Annotated in this window: 12 protein-coding genes; 7 read left to right on the plus strand and 5 right to left on the minus strand. The window is 70.8% G+C overall.

Features of this window, described 5'->3' with window-relative positions:
* Positions 1–7: 7 nt before the first annotated feature.
* From ACZ7M3_RS12000 to ACZ7M3_RS12010, 3 genes are read right to left on the minus strand one after another with little or no spacing between them, the layout of a single operon-like run.
* Positions 8–2,380 carry an aerobic carbon-monoxide dehydrogenase large subunit gene (locus tag ACZ7M3_RS12000; RefSeq protein ID WP_472062727.1) on the minus strand — a complete coding sequence of 791 codons (2,373 nt, stop codon included), beginning with the start codon at positions 2,378–2,380 and terminating at the stop codon, positions 8–10.
* Entirely contained in the window at positions 2,377–2,904 is a 528-nt protein-coding gene (locus ACZ7M3_RS12005) for a (2Fe-2S)-binding protein (protein ID WP_355301144.1), read from the minus strand. Before ACZ7M3_RS12005 ends, ACZ7M3_RS12000 begins: the two co-directional genes overlap by 4 nt.
* A gap of 1 nt (position 2,905) precedes the next feature.
* Complete coding sequence (locus ACZ7M3_RS12010) at positions 2,906–3,778, minus strand: FAD binding domain-containing protein (protein WP_060897855.1); 873 nt, start codon at positions 3,776–3,778, stop codon at positions 2,906–2,908.
* A gap of 116 nt (positions 3,779–3,894) precedes the next feature.
* Between ACZ7M3_RS12010 and ACZ7M3_RS12015 the strand changes: the two genes are divergently transcribed.
* Entirely contained in the window at positions 3,895–4,851 is a 957-nt protein-coding gene (locus ACZ7M3_RS12015; RefSeq protein WP_472062729.1) for a LysR family transcriptional regulator, read from the plus strand.
* Between the two features lie 40 nt (positions 4,852–4,891).
* On the opposite strand, the gene ACZ7M3_RS12020 is transcribed toward ACZ7M3_RS12015, so the two are convergent.
* Entirely contained in the window at positions 4,892–5,527 is a 636-nt protein-coding gene (locus ACZ7M3_RS12020) for a TetR/AcrR family transcriptional regulator (RefSeq protein ID WP_355615098.1), read from the minus strand.
* 102 nt (positions 5,528–5,629) lie between these two features.
* On the opposite strand from ACZ7M3_RS12020, the gene ACZ7M3_RS12025 reads away from it, so the two are divergent.
* Complete coding sequence (locus ACZ7M3_RS12025; protein ID WP_472062731.1) at positions 5,630–8,020, plus strand: MMPL family transporter; 2,391 nt, start codon at positions 5,630–5,632, stop codon at positions 8,018–8,020.
* 65 nt (positions 8,021–8,085) lie between these two features.
* On the opposite strand, the gene ACZ7M3_RS12030 is transcribed toward ACZ7M3_RS12025, so the two are convergent.
* Complete coding sequence (locus ACZ7M3_RS12030; RefSeq protein WP_472063110.1) at positions 8,086–10,005, minus strand: ABC transporter ATP-binding protein; 1,920 nt, start codon at positions 10,003–10,005, stop codon at positions 8,086–8,088.
* Positions 10,006–10,226: 221 nt separating this feature from the next.
* Between ACZ7M3_RS12030 and ACZ7M3_RS12035 the strand changes: the two genes are divergently transcribed.
* The 5 genes from ACZ7M3_RS12035 to ACZ7M3_RS12055 all read left to right on the plus strand — a co-directional run bounded on the left by ACZ7M3_RS12035 (position 10,227) and on the right by ACZ7M3_RS12055 (position 17,382).
* Positions 10,227–11,210: a lysylphosphatidylglycerol synthase transmembrane domain-containing protein gene (locus tag ACZ7M3_RS12035; protein WP_472062733.1), complete on the plus strand. Its 984-nt coding sequence runs from the start codon at positions 10,227–10,229 to the stop codon at positions 11,208–11,210.
* A 94-nt stretch (positions 11,211–11,304) separates the two neighbouring features.
* A complete protein-coding gene (locus ACZ7M3_RS12040) occupies positions 11,305–12,069 on the plus strand; it encodes a crotonase/enoyl-CoA hydratase family protein (RefSeq protein ID WP_472062734.1) in 765 nt (254 codons plus the stop codon).
* Positions 12,070–12,389: 320 nt separating this feature from the next.
* Positions 12,390–13,475, plus strand: coding sequence for a mechanosensitive ion channel family protein (locus ACZ7M3_RS12045; protein ID WP_472062736.1), 1,086 nt, complete (start codon positions 12,390–12,392; stop codon positions 13,473–13,475).
* Positions 13,476–13,915: 440 nt separating this feature from the next.
* Positions 13,916–16,135, plus strand: a complete 2,220-nt coding sequence (locus ACZ7M3_RS12050; protein WP_472062737.1) for an NADP-dependent isocitrate dehydrogenase — start codon at positions 13,916–13,918, stop codon at positions 16,133–16,135.
* Between the two features lie 185 nt (positions 16,136–16,320).
* Positions 16,321–17,382 (plus strand): right-handed parallel beta-helix repeat-containing protein, encoded by a 1,062-nt coding sequence (locus ACZ7M3_RS12055; RefSeq protein ID WP_472062739.1) that lies wholly within the window; start codon positions 16,321–16,323, stop codon positions 17,380–17,382.
* Positions 17,383–17,420 lie beyond the last annotated feature (38 nt).

Below are 17,420 nucleotides of genomic sequence, written 5' to 3' on the forward strand. Positions count from 1 at the left end.
CGGCACCTCAGGTGATCGCCAGGTCGGTGCGCAGCGGCCGGCCCTGGGCGGCCCGCCACACCGCGGCGGGCGTCAGCGGCATGTCGACATGGCGTACGCCGAGCGGCTTCAGCGCGTCGACCACGGCGTTGACCACCGCGGCAGGTGAGCCCACCGTGGCGGACTCGCCGACGCCCTTGGCTCCGATGGGGTGATGGGGGGAAGGGGTGACGGTCTCGCCGAGCTCCCAGGACGGGCATTCGACCGAGGTGGGCAGGAGGTAGTCCATGAACGACCCGCCGAGACAGTTCCCGTCCTCGTCGAAGGCGATCACCTGCATGAGCGCCATGCCGAGGCCGTCGGCGAGTCCGCCATGCACCTGACCCTCGACGATCATGGGGTTGATCCGGTTGCCGCAGTCGTCCACGGCGATGAACCTGCGGACCTTCACCTGGCCGGTGTCCGCGTCCACGTCGGCGACGCAGATGTACGCGCCGAAGGGGAAGGTGAGGTTCGGCGGGTTGTAGACGCACGTCGCGTCCAGGTGGCCCTCGACGCCCTCGGGCAGCTCCAGGTTGGAGTGTGCGGCGAGCGCGATCTCGGTCATGGTCCGGCCTTGGTCGGGGTCGCCCGTGACGTACCAGCGGCCCTTCTCCCACTCCAGGTCGTCCGGGCTCACTTCGAGCATCGCGGAGGCGACGATCTTCGCGCGTTCGCGCACCTTGCGGGCGACCATCGCGGCCGCGGCTCCGGACACCGGCGTAGAGCGGGATCCGTAGGTGCCGAGCCCGAACGGGGTCTGGTCGGTGTCCCCGTGCACCACGTCGACGTCCTCGGGCGGGATGCCCAGTTCCTCGGCGACGATCTGCGCGAACGTCGTCTCGTGGCCCTGCCCCTGGGTCTGCACGGAGATCCGCAGGACGGCCTTGCCGGTCGGGTGCACGCGCAGCTCGGCGCCGTCGGCCATGCCGAGACCGAGGATGTCCATGTGCCTCCGCGGGCCGGCGCCGACGGCCTCGGTGAAGAAGCTGACCCCGATGCCCATCAGCTCGCCGCGCTCGCGCTTTTCGGCCTGCTCCCGGCGCAGGTCCTCGTAGTGCGCGATGTCCATGGCCAGTCGCAGGGCACGCGGGTAGTCGCCGGAGTCGTACTCCCACCCCGTCTGCGTCTTGTACGGGAACTGCCCCGGCCGCAGCAGGTTGCGCATCCGCAGCGCGGCCGGGTCCGTGCCGAGCCTGTCCGCGAGCACGTCGACCATCCGCTCGACCAGGTACACGGCCTCGGTGACGCGGAACGAGCAGGCGTAGGCGACGCCGCCGGGGGCCTTGTCGGTGTAGACGCCGGTCACGGTGCAGTGGGCGGCAGCCAGGTCGTACGAGCCGGTGAAGACGCCGAAGAAGCCGGCCGGGAACTGGGTCGGCTGTGCGGTCGCGTTGAACGCGCCGTGATCGGCGATGACATGGACGCGCAGGCCCAGGATCTTCCCGTCCTTCGTCGCCGCGATCTCGCCGTGCATGTGGTAGTCGCGGGCGAAGGAGGTGCTCATCAGGTTCTCCGAGCGGTCCTCCACCCACTTCACCGGCTTGCCGGTGACGATCGAGCCGACGACCGCGCACACGTAACCGGGGTAGATGCCGACCTTGTTGCCGAAGCCGCCCCCGATGTCCGGGGAGATGATCCGGATCTTGTGCTCCGGGATGCCGGCCACCATCGCGTAGATCGTGCGGTGGGCGTGCGGGGCCTGGGTGGTGGACCACACCGTCAGCTTCCCGGTGATGGCGTCCATGTCGGCCACGGTGCCACAGGTCTCCAGCGGCGCCGGGTGCACCCGCGGGTAGAGCATGTCCTGCTCCACCACGACGTCGGCGGCCGCGAAGACCTCGTCGGTTCGCTCCTTGTCGCCCGCCGACCAGTCGAAGATGTGGTTGTCGCTCTGATGCTCCTTGTCGTCGCGGATCACCGGCGCGTCCGGGTCGAGCGCCCGGCGGGCGTCGACGACCGGTGGCAACGGTTCGTACTCCACGTCGATCAGTTCGAGGGCGTCCCGGGCGGCGTACCGGTCCTCGGCGACGACGAAGGCGACCTCCTGGCCCTGGAAGCGCACCTTGTCGGTGGCGAGCACCGCCTGCGTGTCGTACGAGAGCGTGGGCATCCAGGCCAGCCCGAGACCGGCCAGGGTCTCCCCGGTGATCACGGCCTTGACCTTCGGGTGTGCCTCGGCGGCGCTGATGTCGACGGACACGATCCGGGCGTGTGCCAGTGGGCTGCGCAGGATCGCTCCGTACAGCATCCCGGGCAGCCGCACGTCGTCGACGTAGGTCCCGTGGCCGCGGACGAACCGAGCGTCCTCCTTGCGGGGCATCCGTCCGAAGCCGACCGGCCGTTCCTCGGTGGTCGTCATGCCCGCACCTCCTCGCGGCCGGGCGCCGGCTCTGTGTCCGCGGCTGCGTCCGCAGTCTGCGCCCCACCGCCGTGCTCGGCGGCCCAGCGGATGGAGCGCACGATGTTCTCGTAACCGGTGCAGCGGCACATCTGTCCGGAGATGGCCTCGCGGATGTCCTCCTCCGACGGATCCGCGTTGTGGTCGAGCAGCCAGCGTGCCGTCAACATCATCCCCGGCGTGCAGAAGCCGCACTGCAGCCCGTGGCAGGCGATGAATCCCTGTTGCACCGGGTCGAGTTCGGCCCCGTGTGCCAGGCCCTCGACGGTCCGCACCTCGTGGCCGTCGGCCATCACCGCGAGTACGGTGCAGGACTTGACCGGCGTCGCGTCCAGCCAGACGGTGCACACCCCGCAGTTGGAGGTGTCGCAGCCCCAGTGGGTGCCGGTGAGTCCGAGTTCGTCGCGCAGGAAGTGCACGAGCAGCAGCCTGGGTTCCACGTCCCTCGTGTACTGCTCGCCGTTCACGGTCACCGTGATCCGCATGTCACGCCTCCTGCCCCTGGGCACGCGCGGCGGCGGCGCGCAGCGCCCGCGTGGTGAGCTCCCCGGCCAGATGCCGCTTGTAGTCGACCGGGCCGCGCTGGTCGGCCGTCGGCCTGCACTCCTGCGCGGCGATCCGGCCCGCCTCGGCGAAGCCCTCGTCGTCCGGCCGTCCGCCGCGCAGGAAGTCCTCCGCCTGCTCGGCCACGAACCGTCGGGCACCCACCGCGGTCAGTCCGATCCCCGCCTCGGTGATGACGCCGTCGGAGATCTCCAGTACCGCTCCCGCGGCGACGACCGCCCAGTCGCCCACTCTGCGCTCGACCTTGCGGTAGGCGCTGGCGTGTGAACGGATGGGCACTCGGATCTCCACCAAGAGCTCCGCTTCGTTCAGTGCGGTCTCGTACGGCCCGAGGAAGAACTCCCTGATCCCGATGGTGCGCCTGCCTCCCGGGCCCTGGGCGACCAGGGTCGCCCGCAGGGCTGAGAACGCCGCGGACAGGTCCTCCGACGGATCGGCCTGGCACAGCGAGCCGCCCACGGTGCCCCGGTTGCGGACGAGCGGATCGGCGATGACCCGTTCCGCGTCCCTCAGGATGGGGAAGTGTTCGCCGACAACCGGCGAAGCGAGCAGCTCCGCGTGGCGGACCATCGCTCCGACGGCCAGGTCGTGCCCGTCCACCCGGATCAACGCCAGCTCGCCGAGGCCGTTGATGTCGATCAGGGCTTCGGGCTGGGCCAGCCGCAGCTTCATCATCGGCAGCAGACTGTGTCCGCCCGCCACTACCCGGGCCTCGGGCCCGTACCGTGTGAGCAGCTCGATCGCCTGCTCGAGGCTGGTGGCCCTCTCGTACTGGAACGCAGCCGGAACCTGCATCGGGCCCTCCTCAGACGCTGTGCCCGTTGCTGCATCGATGCTGCGCTCTTCCACATTGGTCACGCAATGGGTGTATAAGCATTCACTTATCGCCCTGAATGCGAGAAAATCGGATAGTGACCGTTACGCAGCTCAGCACCTTCGTGCTGGTTGCCCGGCTCGGTTCGGTGGGCGCCGCGGCGCGGACTCTGAACGTGAGCGAGTCCGCGGTGTCACAGTCGCTCGCCGCGCTGCGCGCCCACTTCGGCGATCCACTCATCCGGCGCACCGGCGGTGGTGGGATGCGTCTGACGCCCGCCGGGGCGCGGCTGCTGCCCGTCGCGTCGCGGATGGTCGCGCTGAGCGCCGAAGCCGAGGCCGCGGTGCGGGTGGCCCGGGGTGCGCCCGACGAACTGCGGATCGTCGCCACGAGCACGCTGGCCGAGTTCGTACTCCCGTCGCTCGTGGAGGCCTTCGCCTGTCGCTCGGGGCGCAGGACCGAGACCTCGTTCGGGGTGGCCGCCGGCAACGAGATACGCGTGCTGGTGGAGAACCGGCTGGCCGACGTCGCGCTCGGGCCGTGTCCTGGCGCCGCCCGCAGGGGCGAACTGGTCAGCGAGCCGCTGTTCCGCACCCGGTTGGTCGTGGTGATCGGCGCCGGGTCGCCGCGGCCGCCCGGTCCGCCGCCGCGGTGGTCGTGGCTGGTCGATTCCTCCGGGACCGATCCGGACGCGGACTCCGGGCGGTTGCTGCGTCGGCTCGGAGTGGCCGAGGGACACGTGCGGGTGTTCCCCAACCAGGCCGCGACCTGGGCGGCCGCCGCCGAGGGAGCGGGGGTGGCACCGGCGTTGGCTCATCTGGTGTCGCCCCGCATCCGGCGTGACGAGCTGCGGATACTGGAGACCCCTGCCACGCCGTCGGACGCCACGTGGCACGCCACCGTCCTGCAGCCCGAGCATCGTTCCCCGGCCACCGACGCGTTCCTGCACTTCCTGCACACGCCCGCAGCGACCCGCATCATGCGCGCGCCCGGCACCGGCGTCCCGCCCTCCCGGTTCCGGCCCCCGGTGTACGTCACGCTCTGGGGCACGTGAGAGAGCAGGCTCCCCCATAGCCACGACCCGCTTGCGCGCCCTACGGGGTGTGCCCCTCCGCGTCCGTCAGCGTCGCGAAGGCCGCGTGGGTGAAGTCGAGCACGCCGATCTCGTCGCGGGTCGCCTCCGGCAGGCGGGCGTAGGTGAGTCGCAGGGCGCGCAGCACGCCCACGCCCGCGCGGGCCAGGACGGACGCCCGCAGCACGCTTTCCGGCGCGGCCGGGTCGGCACCGTCCACCGTCATGCGGTCCAGGAACGCCGATGCGACGGCTTCCTCCAGGTCGAACAGGAGGAAGCGTTCGCCGCGCCCTGACGGAGCGGTCGACAGGGGCTGCGGTCCGGCGAGGAGGATCCCGGCGGCCCAGTCGTCGCGACCGGCCAGTTCCAGGACGGCGTTGCGCAGGGCCGCGAGGGGAGTTTCGCCCTGCGGGCGGGCCCGGATCGCCTCCTCCAGCAGCGGGATGAAGTCCCGGACGTGCTGCAGGATCAGGCTCTCCTTTGAGGGGAAGTAGCGGAAGAAGGTCCGCTCCCCGACGCCCGCGGCGGCGGCGATGTCCCGCACGGTCGTCGCCTCGTAGCCGTTTTCCTGGAACAGCCCCGCCGCCGCGTGGATCAGCGCCTCATGCGTGCGCCGCTTGTTCTGTTCCCTGCGTCCCGGTTCTGTCGCGCTCTCCACACCCCGAGTATCCCAGCCCCGCGAAAACTTGGCAGTCCTGCCACTTTGTTATTGTGGCAGGACTGCCAGTTTCTTGGGACCGCTTTCTCACCATGGAGCGTCATGCCCGCCTTCCTTCACCGCCTCGGGCGCCTCGCCTTCCGCCGCCGACGACGCATGCTGGCCCTGTGGTTGGCGCTGGTCGCGGCCGCCGTGCTCTGCATGACGGCCTTCGGCGGCACCGGCAAGCTCGACAACACCTTCGCGATCCCCGGCTCCGAGTCCCAGCGGGCCCTGGACCGGATGAAGACCGACTTCCCCACCTTCTCCGGCACGAGCGCGCAGATCGTGTTCACCGCGACGGACGGCCAGAAGGTGACCGGCCCGGCCGACAGCGCCCGTATCCGGGCCGCCCTGGACGCGGCCGGGTCCGCGCCCCAAGTCGCCAAGGTGGTGAGCCCGTTCGACGCTCACACCATCTCCGCGGACGGCACCACCGCCGTCGCGCAGGTGCGCTACGAGGTCCCGCAGAGCGCGTTGGAGCCGAACGCGCTGGACGAGCTCAAGTCCGCCGTGGCCGGGGCGAACCAGCAGGGCATGCGGGTCGACGTCGGCGGCTCCGCGTTCGGCAACGCCCCGTCGGAGTCCCACCGAAGCGACATCATCGGCGTCGGCGTCGCCCTGGTCATCCTCACGCTGACCTTCGGCTCCCTGCTGACCGCCGGAATCCCCGTCGTCACGGCGCTCTTCGGTGTCGCCACGGCCATCTTCGGTGCGCTGTCGCTCACCGGGACCGTCTCGATCTCCTCGACCGCGCAGAGCCTGGCCCTGATGATCGGGCTCGCGGTCGGCATCGACTACGCCCTGTTCATCGTCAGCCGTCACCGGTTCCACCTCGCCCACGGCATGGAGCCGGAGGAGTCGGCCGCGCTGGCGGTGGGCACCGCGGGCAGCGCCGTGGTGTTCGCCGGACTGACCGTGGTCATCGCGATGACCGGCCTCACTGTGGTCGGCATCCCCTATCTGACGGCCATGGGACTGGCGGCCGCCGGCGCGGTGCTGATCGCCGTACTGGTCGCGACCACGCTGCTGCCCGCCGTCCTCGGCTTCGCCGGCACCCGTCTGACGCCCGGGCCGGGCTCCCGCGCGATGCGCCGCGAGCAGGCCGTCGGCGGTGCGGGCGAGGACGCCGACGGCGAGAACGTCGTGAGCACTACCGGGGATAACGTCCTGAGCGGCACCGGTGACCACGTCGCCGGCGGTACCGGGGAGATCGTCGCGAGCCTTACCAGCGAGCACGTCGCGAGCAGTACCCGCCGGCGCGTCATGAGCCGTACCGGCGAGCACGTCGCCGGCACGGCCGCCAACGCCGCCGAGCGCTGGTTCCGGCTGGTCACCCGCCGCCCCCTGCTGACCCTGGTCGCGGTGGTGGCCTCCCTCGGCGCGCTTGCCTGGCCCGCTCACGACATGCGCCTCGCCCTGCCCGACAACGGCACCGCGCCCGGCTCCTCCTCTCAGCGCATCGCCTTCGAAAGGGTGGGCGAGAAGCTCGGGCCCGGTTTCAACGGCCCCCTCCTCGTGCTGGCCGACACCAGCAACAGCTCCGACCCCACCACGGCCGCCCAGCACGTCGCCGCCACCATCGGCGCGCTGCCCGGCGTGGCCACCGTCGGCAAGCCCGTGGCCAACCCGGCCACCCACACCGCGCTCATCCAGGTGATACCGGACAGCGCGCCCAGCGACCCGGCGACCAAGACGCTGGTCAACTCCATCCGCGACGACCGGGCCGCGATCCTGCGGGACACCGGCGCCACCGTCCAGGTCACGGGCAGCACCGCCGTGAGCGTCGACGTCGCCGCGAAGCTCGACTCCGCGCTGATCCCCTTCGCTGCCGTCGTGATCGGGCTGTCGCTGCTCCTGCTGCTCCTGGTCTTCCGCTCACTGGTGGTGCCTCTCAAGGCCGCGGCGGGCTTCCTTCTCTCGATCGCGGCGACCCTCGGCGCGGTGGTCGGCGTCTTCCAGCTGGGCCACCTCGGCAGCCTGATCGGTGTGGACACCACCGGACCGGTCAGCAGCTTCCTGCCGATCATCCTGCTGGCCGTGCTGTTCGGCCTCGCGATGGACTACGAGGTCTTCCTCGTCTCGAGGATGCGGGAGTCCTACCTCCGTACCGGGAATCCGCTGGGCGCGGTACACAGCGGCGCGCGGCACAGCGGGCGGGTCGTGACGGCCGCGGCCCTCATCATGACCTCGGTGTTCGCCGCCTTCCTCACCTCCGACAGCATGATGCTGAAACAGATCGCCTTCGCACTCGCCGCCGGTGTCCTGCTCGACGCGTTCGTCGTCCGGATGACCTTCGTCCCGGCCGTCCTGGCACTGACGCGGCACGCGGCCTGGTGGCTGCCGAAGTGGCTGGAGCGGCTCCTTCCCGAGCTCGACATCGAGGGCGACCGGCTCGGCCCCGCCCACGCCGTACCGGAATCCGTACCTCTTGTCCCGTCGAAGGCCGACTGACGACACCTCACTGCCGCCCCACCCCCGGATCCGGTGATCCGGGGGCGGGGCGTCGGCCGACGGTCCTACGGGATCGCCTCCGCCGCGACGGCGACCTCCGCCACGCCGTCCCGGTCCTTGCCGACTTCCCGGTCCTTCTTGAACTGAGTCCGGTACAGCTCCGCGTACCGGCCCTCCGCCGTGAGCAACTCCTCGTGCGTGCCCCGCTCCACGATCCGTCCGGCCTCCACGACGAGGATCACGTCGGCGGTCCGCACGGTGGACAGCCGGTGCGCGATCACCACGGCCGTGCGCCCTTCCAGCGCCTCGGTGAGCGCCTCCTGGACAGCCGCCTCCGAGGTGTTGTCCAGATGGGCGGTGGCCTCGTCGAGGATGACGACACGCTGGCGGGCGAGCAGCAGTCGGGCGATGGTCATGCGCTGGCGCTCGCCGCCGGAGAGACGGTAGCCGCGCTCGCCGACCACGGTGTCGAGGCCGTCGGGCAGGGAGCGTACGAGGTCTTCGAGGCGGGACCTGCGCAGTACGTCCCACAAGTCGTCCTCCGTCGCGGAGGGGCGGGCCAGGAGCAGGTTGGCGCGTACCGAGTCGTGGAAGAGGTGACCGTCCTGGGTGACCATGCCGAGCGTCTCGCGCATCGACTCGGCGCTCAGGTCGCGGACGTCGACGCCGCCGATACGGACGGTGCCCTCGTCGGTGTCGTACAGGCGCGGCAGCAGTTGGGCGATGGTCGACTTGCCGGCGCCGGAGGAGCCGACGAGGGCGACGGTCTGGCCGGGCTCGGCGCGGAAGGACACGCCGTGCAGGACCTCGGCGCCACCCCGGGTGTCGAGGGCGGCGACCTCCTCGAGGGAGGCGAGGGAGACCTTGTCTGCGGAGGGGTAGGCGAAGCGGACGTCCTGGAACTCCACGGCCGCCGGGCCTTCCGGGACCGTACGGGCGTCGGGTTTCTCCTCGATGAGCGGCTTGAGGTCGAGCACCTCGAAGACGCGCTCGAAGCTCACCAGGGCGCTCATGACCTCGACGCGCGCCCCGGCGAGCGAGGTGAGCGGCGCGTACAGGCGGGTCAGCAGCAGCGCCAGTGAGACGACGGCGCCCGGCTCCAGGCTGCCGCGCAGGGCGAACCAGCCGCCGAGGCCGTACACGAGCGCGAGGGCCAGGGCGGAGACCAGCGTGAGGGCCGTGATGAACGCCGACTGCGCCATCGCCGTACGCACCCCGATGTCCCGCACCCGCCGGGCCCGTGCCGCGAACTCCGCGGACTCGTCCCCGGGCCGCCCGAAGAGCTTGATGAGCGTGGCGCCGGGTGCGGAGAACCGCTCGGTCATCCGGGTGCCCATCGACGCGTTCAGGTTCGCCGCCTCCCGTTGCAGACGTGCCATCCGGCTGCCCGTCCGCCGTGCGGGCACCACGAACACCGGCAGCAGCACCAGCGCGAGCAGCGTGATCTGCCAGGACAGGGTGAGCATGACGGCGAGGGTGAGCAGCAGCGTGACGAGATTGCTGACGACTCCGGACAGCGTGTTGCTGAAGGCGCGTTGGGCGCCGATCACGTCGTTGTTGAGTCGACTGACCAGCGCGCCCGTACGGGTACGTGTGAAGAACGCGACCGGCATGCGCTGCACATGATCGAACACAGCCGTCCGCAGATCGAGGATGAGCCCCTCACCGAGCGTCGCCGAGAGCCAGCGGCCGAGGAGCCCGAGCGCCGCCTCGGCGAGCGCGATGAGTGCGATGAGCACGGCAAGGCGGATGACGGTTTCTTCGTCGCCGCCGGACACGATGGCGTCCACGACGCGCCCCGCGAGCACCGGCGTCGCGACGGCCAGCAGCGCGGTCAGCACGCTGAGGACCACGAACTGGCCGATGCGGCGGCGATGCGGACGGGCGAAGGCGGCGATGCGACGCAGCGTCGCGCGGGCGAAGGGACGGCGCTCCTGCTGCGCGTTCATGACGCTGTACAGCTGGGTCCAGGCTGTGCTCTCCATGCTCATGGGAGTGACCGTAGGACCTCAAGCATCGTTGAGGTCAATGATTCCGGGACGAAGTCCAGAAAGAACACAGTGAAGAGCACGGTGAAGAACACAGTAAGGAATTCATGACGGCACCCACGACGGCGACGACCCCTCCCGCACCTTGCCCGGCACGTCGTCCGCCGGACGCGCGCCCGCAACCCCCCGTTGGCGCGGCGTGGAGAACCTCTCCCGATGTGACAGCGGTTCGACTTCCCCAGAAGCTTCCCCAGGGATTCTCCCAAGGACCCCGACGCTTCCCGCTCAGGTCGGTCCTGTGCGTGATCCCGCTCGCCCTCGTCCTGGTGGTCGCGGTGCGGCATCGGTCCGTCCTCATGGAGGGCTTCGGCCATCTACGCTCGGCCGAATGGCCGTGGCTGCTGGCGGCCGCCGTCGCGACCTGCCTGACCTGGGTCGCCGCGGCCTCCGCCCGGCAGGGCGCGGTCATGCAGCGGCTGCCCGCGCGTCGGCTGCTCGCCACCCAGTTCGCCGCGGGCGCGGCCAACCACCTGCTGCCGACCGGTCTCGGCGCCGGCGCGGTCAATCTGCGCTTCATGACCGTGTGCGGCGTCCCGCTCGCCCGCTCCTCCGCCGCGCTCGCGCTCTACATGCTCGCGGAGTCGATCGCCCGGGTGACCCTCCTGGTGGGCCTGCTCATCGCGTTCCCGGGAGCCCTGCACATCGGATCCCTCCTCCCCTCCGGCGCGATCGGCCCGTTGCTGCTCGCCGCGGGAGGGGTCCTCCTGGCCGCGGTGGCCACGCTTCTTCTCGTCCGACGGCTGCGCGGGGCCGTGCTGTCGTTCCTGCGCACCGCGCTCGGCGAGGCCCGCTCCGTGCACACCCGTCCGGCACGCGCGCTCGCCCTGTGGGGCGGATCGCTCGCCTTCCCGCTGCTGCAGGCCGCAGGACTGACCGCGGTCGGCGAGGCGATGAACCTGGCGGTGCCGCCCCTGCACATGGCTCTCGCGTATCTGGCGGCGACGGCGGCCGTCGCGATGGTGCCCACCCCGGGCGGCATCGGTTCGGTCGAGGCGGCGCTGATCGTCGCGCTGGTGGCGGCGGGCGGCCCGGTGGCCGTGGCGACAGCGGTCGTGCTGGCCTACCGGATCATCACGGTGTGGGTGCCGCTGCTGCCCGGGGCGCTGACGCTGGGCGCGCTGGTCCGTCTGAAGGTGATCTGAGCGCCACGGATCCGCGCCACAAGCAGCCCCGGAGTAACCTCCCCGTACGCCGCTCAGGAGAAGGCGTACATGGCCGGGAGAAGGGGACAGCACGATGTCGGTCCGGATCGAACGCCAGGGGTACGTCACCACGGTCGTCCTCTCCCGCCCCGCCGCCCGCAACGCCGTCGACGGGCCGACCGCCGCCGAACTCGCGGACGCCTTCAGAGAGTTCGAGGCGGACGAGACGGCCCGGGTGGCGGTGCTCTGGGGCGAGGGCGGCACGTTCTGCGCCGGCGCGGACCTCAAGGCGATCGGCACCGAGTACGGCAACAGGGTCGCGGAGGACGGTGACGGGCCGATGGGTCCCACCCGGCTGCGGCTGTCCAAGCCGGTCATCGCGGCGGTCGCGGGGCATGCCGTGGCGGGCGGCCTGGAACTGGCGCTCTGGTGCGATCTGCGGGTCGCCGAGCAGGACGCCGTCTTCGGCGTCTTCTGCCGCCGCTGGGGCATCCCGCTCATCGACGGCGGCACCGTACGGCTCCCCCGCCTCATCGGCGCAAGCCGTGCGATGGACATGATCCTCACCGGCCGCGCGGTCCCGGCCGCCGAGGCGTACGAGATGGGTCTCGCCAACCGGCTCGTCCCGACCGGCCGCGCCCGGGCCGAGGCCGAGGAACTCGCCGCGGCCATCGCCGACTTCCCCCAGTCCTGCCTGCGCAGCGACCGCGCGTCGGTCCTCGACCAGGAGGGCCTGGTCGAGGAGGCGGCCATGCGCGTCGAACTCCGTTACGGCAAGGACGTGTTGGCCGAGGGCATGGAGGGCGCCGCCCGCTTCGCGTCGGGAGCCGGGCGGCACGGCTCGTTCACGGCGAGGTAGTGGGCCGGGGCCTCTGCCGTGCCGCGGCCTCTCGGCTCGATCGGATCGCTCTCGACCGGATCGGCCCCGGCCAAGACCCTGGTGACGGACCGACGGGTGTGGTCGGCAGGGACGGTCGGCCGGCGTGGTCGGCAGGTGTGCCGGAAGCGTGTGGGCCCGGTAACGGACGTACCCGCAAGTACGGCAGGATGAGAGGTCGCCCCGGACGACGAACACGCGTCCGGGCGTGATCGTGCATTCCCGGATTCGAGCAGGTGGCAAGTGACGACACAGCACATCCGGCCCGCGGGCCTTCCCCTCCGTCACACGGGAGGCGGCCGGTGAAACACTCCCTCACACTGGACGACCTGATGATGGCCGGGATTCCCGTGGTGGCGGGTCTGCTGGCCGCGTTCCTGTTGCGCATACTGCTGCGCTGGCTCGGCAAGCACGCCTCGCGCACCCGGTGGAGCGGTGACGACTTCATCGTCGACGCGCTGCGTACGCTCGTCCCCTGGGGAGCGATCGCCGCGGGTGTCTCGGCGGCGGGCGCGGTGCTCCCGCTGACGGCTCCGGTCGGACGCAACGTCAACAGGGTCCTGACCGTCGTCCTCATCTTCGTCGCGACCCTGACCGCGGCCCGGGTCGTCACCGGTCTCGTGCGGTCGCTAGCCCAGTCCCGCTCGGGCGTCGCGGGTTCGGCCACCATCTTCGTCAACATCACCCGGGTCGTGGTGCTGGCGATGGGCTTCCTCGTCATGCTGCAGACGCTGGGCATCTCCATAGCCCCGCTGCTCACGGCCCTGGGTGTGGGCGGTCTCGCGGTGGCGCTCGCCCTTCAGGACACCCTCGCCAACCTCTTCGCGGGCGTCCACATCCTCGCCTCGAAGACGGTCCAGCCCGGCGACTACATCCGCCTCAGCAGCGGTGAGGAGGGCTACGTCGTGGACATCAACTGGCGCAACACGACGGTCCGTCAGCTCTCCAACAACCTGGTCATCATCCCCAACGCCCAGCTCGCGGGCACCAACATGACCAACTTCAACCGCCCCGAGCAGCAGATGACCCTCATCGTCCAGGTCGGTGTCGGCTACGACAGCGACCTGGACCATGTCGAGCGCGTGACCACCGAGGTCGTCACCGAGACGATGGCCGAGATCACCGGCGCCGTCCCGGACCACGAGCCTGCCGTCCGCTTCCACACCTTCGGCGACTCCCGCATCAGCTTCAGCGTCATCCTCGGCGTCGGGGAGTTCAGCGACCAGTACCGGATCAAGCACGAGTTCATCAAGCGCCTGCACAAGCGCTACCGGGAGGAGGGCATCCGGATTCCGGCGCCCACGCGGACGGTGGCGCTGCAGCCGGGCGGGGCGGAGCTGCTGGAGGCGGGCATACCGCACCAGCGCGAGGCCACGTCGGGGAGGTAGCGCCCGGACGAGGGCGAGCCCCGGCCAACTTCCCGGTCCCTGTGCCGTCGGCCTCCCCGGTCCCTGTGCCGTCGGCGCGGCGCGACCAGGCCCGGGGACACCGGGGCGACCGTCCGGTCGGGATGGTTCGGCCTCGGTGCTCGCACAGGAGCCCCGGTGACACTCGGCGGAGCACTCGACACGGACAGTCACCCGGACGTGCTCCGGCAGCGGGCGCGCCGGGGTGACCCGCGACTCTTCGCCCACGCGCGGGTCACGGTGGCTTCGGCCGGCGCGGCCGTGGGCGTCGGTCCAGCGGCAGTGTGAGGGCGTCGAGGGCGGGTGCCTGCGGCGCGCCACTTCTTGTTCACGGCGATGGCGGGCGGACCCCTGTCGAGTCGGGGTCGCTCACGAGATATCTTGATGTCGAGCAATGTTGCAGACGTGGAGCGGAGCACCCGGTGACTGACTCGACCATCATTTACACGCACACTGACGAGGCCCCGGCCCTGGCGACGTATTCGTTCCTGCCGGTGGTCCAGGCGTACGCCTCGCAGGCGGGTGTCACTGTGGAGACCCGTGACATCTCGCTGGCCGGGCGCATCCTCGCGCTCTTCCCCGAGTTCCTCGAGGAGGGTCAGCGCGTTCCCGACGCCCTCGCCGAGCTCGGTGACCTGGCCAAGACGCCCGAGGCCAACATCATCAAGCTGCCGAACGTCTCGGCCTCGATCCCGCAGCTGAAGGCCGCGATCGCCGAGCTCCAGGAGCAGGGCTACGCGCTCCCGGCCTACCCGGACGACCCGAAGTCGGACGAGGAGCGCGACATCCGCGCCCGTTACGACAAGGTCAAGGGCTCCGCCGTGAACCCGGTCCTGCGTGAGGGCAACTCCGACCGCCGCGCCCCCGCGTCGGTCAAGAACTACGCCAAGACCCACCCGCACCGCATGGGCGCCTGGACCCCCGAGTCCAAGACCAACGTCGCCACCATGGGCGCCGACGACTTCCGCTCCACCGAGAAGTCCACGGTGATCTCCGAGGCGGGCTCGCTCCGCATCGAGCTGGCGGGCGACGACGGCTCCACCACCGTGCTGCGCGAGTCGGTACCCGTCCTCGCGGGCGAGGTCGTCGACGCGTCCGTCATGCACGTCGCGCCGCTGCGCGAGTTCCTCACGGCGCAGATCGCCCGTGCCAAGGCCGAGGACGTGCTGTTCTCCGTGCACCTCAAGGCCACGATGATGAAGGTCTCCGACCCGATCGTCTTCGGCCACGTCGTGCGCGCCTTCTTCCCCAGGACGTTCGCGAAGTACGGCGAGACGTTCGCCGCCGCCGGTCTGACCCCGAACGACGGTCTGGGCGGCATCTTCAAGGGCCTGGAGGCGCTGCCCGAGGGCGCCGAGATCAAGGCGTCCTTCGACGCCGAGCTCGCCGAGGGCCCGGCCCTCGCGATGGTCGACTCGGACAAGGGCATCACCAACCTGCACGTCCCCTCCGACGTGATCGTCGACGCCTCCATGCCGGCGATGATCCGCACCTCCGGCCACATGTGGGGCCCGGACGGCCAGGAGGCCGACACCCTCGCCGTCCTCCCGGACAGCAGCTACTCCGGCGTCTACCAGGTCGTCATCGACGACTGCCGCGCCCACGGCGCCTTCGACCCGTCCACCATGGGCTCGGTGCCGAACGTCGGTCTGATGGCCCAGAAGGCCGAGGAGTACGGCAGCCACGACAAGACGTTCGAGATCCCCACCACCGGCACGGTCCGCCTCGTCGACCAGGCCGGCAACGTGGTCCTGGAGCAGGCCGTCGGCGCGGGCGACATCTTCCGCGCCTGCCAGACCAAGGACGACCCGATCAGGGACTGGGTGAAGCTGGCCGTCACCCGCGCCCGCGCCACCGGCGACCCGGCGGTGTTCTGGCTGGACGAGACCCGCGCCCACGACACGCAGCTGATCGAGAAGGTCAACGCGTACCTGGCGGAGCACGACACCGAGGGCCTGGAGATCAAGATCCTGTCCCCGGTCGAGGCGACGAAGTTCTCCCTCGAGCGCATCCGCAAGGGCCTGAACACCATCTCGGTCACCGGCAACGTCCTGCGTGACTACCTGACCGACCTGTTCCCGATCCTGGAGCTGGGCACCAGCGCCAAGATGCTCTCCGTCGTTCCGCTGATGGCGGGTGGCGGCCTCTTCGAGACGGGTGCCGGCGGCTCCGCCCCGAAGCACGTCCAGCAGCTGGTCAAGGAGAACTACCTGCGCTGGGACAGCCTGGGCGAGTTCTTCGCCCTCGCGGCCAGCTTCGAGCACCTCGCGCAGAGCACGGGCAACGCGCGCGCCCAGGTGCTCGCCGACACCCTCGACCGCGCGACGGCGACCTTCCTCAACGAGGACAAGTCGCCGACCCGTCGCGTCGGCGGCATCGACAACCGCGGCAGCCACTTCTACCTGGGCCTTTACTGGGCGCAGGAGTTGGCCAAGCAGACCGACGACGCGGACCTCGCCAAGGCGTTCGCCCCGCTCGCCGAGACGCTGACCGCGCAGGAGCGGACGATCGTCGACGAGCTGCTCGCGGTCCAGGGCAAGCCCGCCGACATCGGCGGCTACTACCAGCCCGACCCGGCCAAGGCCGCGACCGTCATGCGCCCCTCGGCCACCTGGAACGCGACGCTCGCGACCCTCGCCTGACACACCGTCGGCGCCCACGCGTCACCACCGCACCGCCCCGGCCGGGTTCTCCGGTCGGGGCGGTCGCGTGTCCGCCGACGCCGCTGCCTCCGACGGCTCACCCTTGCGCGCAGGCAGGTGACATCGGCGGTCCACCTGGGTGATCAGCGGTGGCGGGCCGGAACACCCGCTCTTAGCTTCGGCCTATGACGAAACGACAGATGGCCTACCTCGCCTGCACCGCAGCCGTCACGGCGTCGGTGCTGGGCGCCGCCCCGTCGGCCGAGCACCAGACGGTGCACTGGGTCAAACCCGGCGGGTCGATCCAGAAGGCCGTGAATTCCGCACACTCGGGGGACACCGTCGTCCTCTCCCCCGGCACGTATCACGAGAGCGTCCGCATCACGGTGTCGAACCTGACGCTGCGCGGCTACGGTGCGCGCTCCACCGTCATCGTGCCGGGCAAGGCCTCCGGCAGCTGCGCCAAGGCCGGCAACGGAATCTGTGTCACCGGCACGGACAAAAAGCGCGTCAAGGGCGTCACCGTCAGCTCACTGACCCTCAGAGGCTTCGCCAAGCAGGGCCTGTGGGCGTCGGGCACCGACCGGCTGACGGTCCAGGGAGTGATCGCCGAGAAGAACGGCCAGTGGGGCATCGCCCAGGAACGCTCCGTGCGCGGGGTGTTCCGCTACAACCTCGCCCGGAACAACGGCGACGCCGGGCTGTTCCTGTCCAACACGGTCAGCACGGAGGAAGGCGCCCGGGACACCCTGGGGACGGTCGTCAGCCACAACCTTCTGTCCGGCAACCGGATCGGCGTCACGGTCCGACGGCTGCGGAACCTGACCGTCGATCACAACGAGGCGACCGGCAACTGCGCCGCGGTGTTCGTCGTGGGCGACGAGAACAAGCCGCACGTCGGGGCGCTGAGCGTGGTCCGCAACTACATCCACGCCAACAACAAGTACTGTCGCAAGACTCCGCGGCTGCCCTTCCTGCAGGGCTCCGGAATCGTCCTCACCGGCGCCGAGAAGACGCTGGTGGCGGAGAACAAGGTCGAGGACAACGTGGGCACCTCCCCGCTGTCCGGCGGCATCGTTCTGTACAAGAGCTTCGTGGGCGCCGTCAACGAGCACAACGAGATCCGCAACAACGTGGCGCAGCGCAACGGCAAGGCCGACCTCGCCAACCGCGACCGCGCCAAGGGCAAGCGCAACACCTTCCACGGCAACACCTGCACGCACTCCGAGCCCGCCGGACTGTGCTGACCCCTCCCCCTCCCCCCACCAGCACGACCCCAGAAGCG

The sequence above is a fragment of the Streptomyces sp. NPDC111656 genome, from assembly GCF_055656965.1.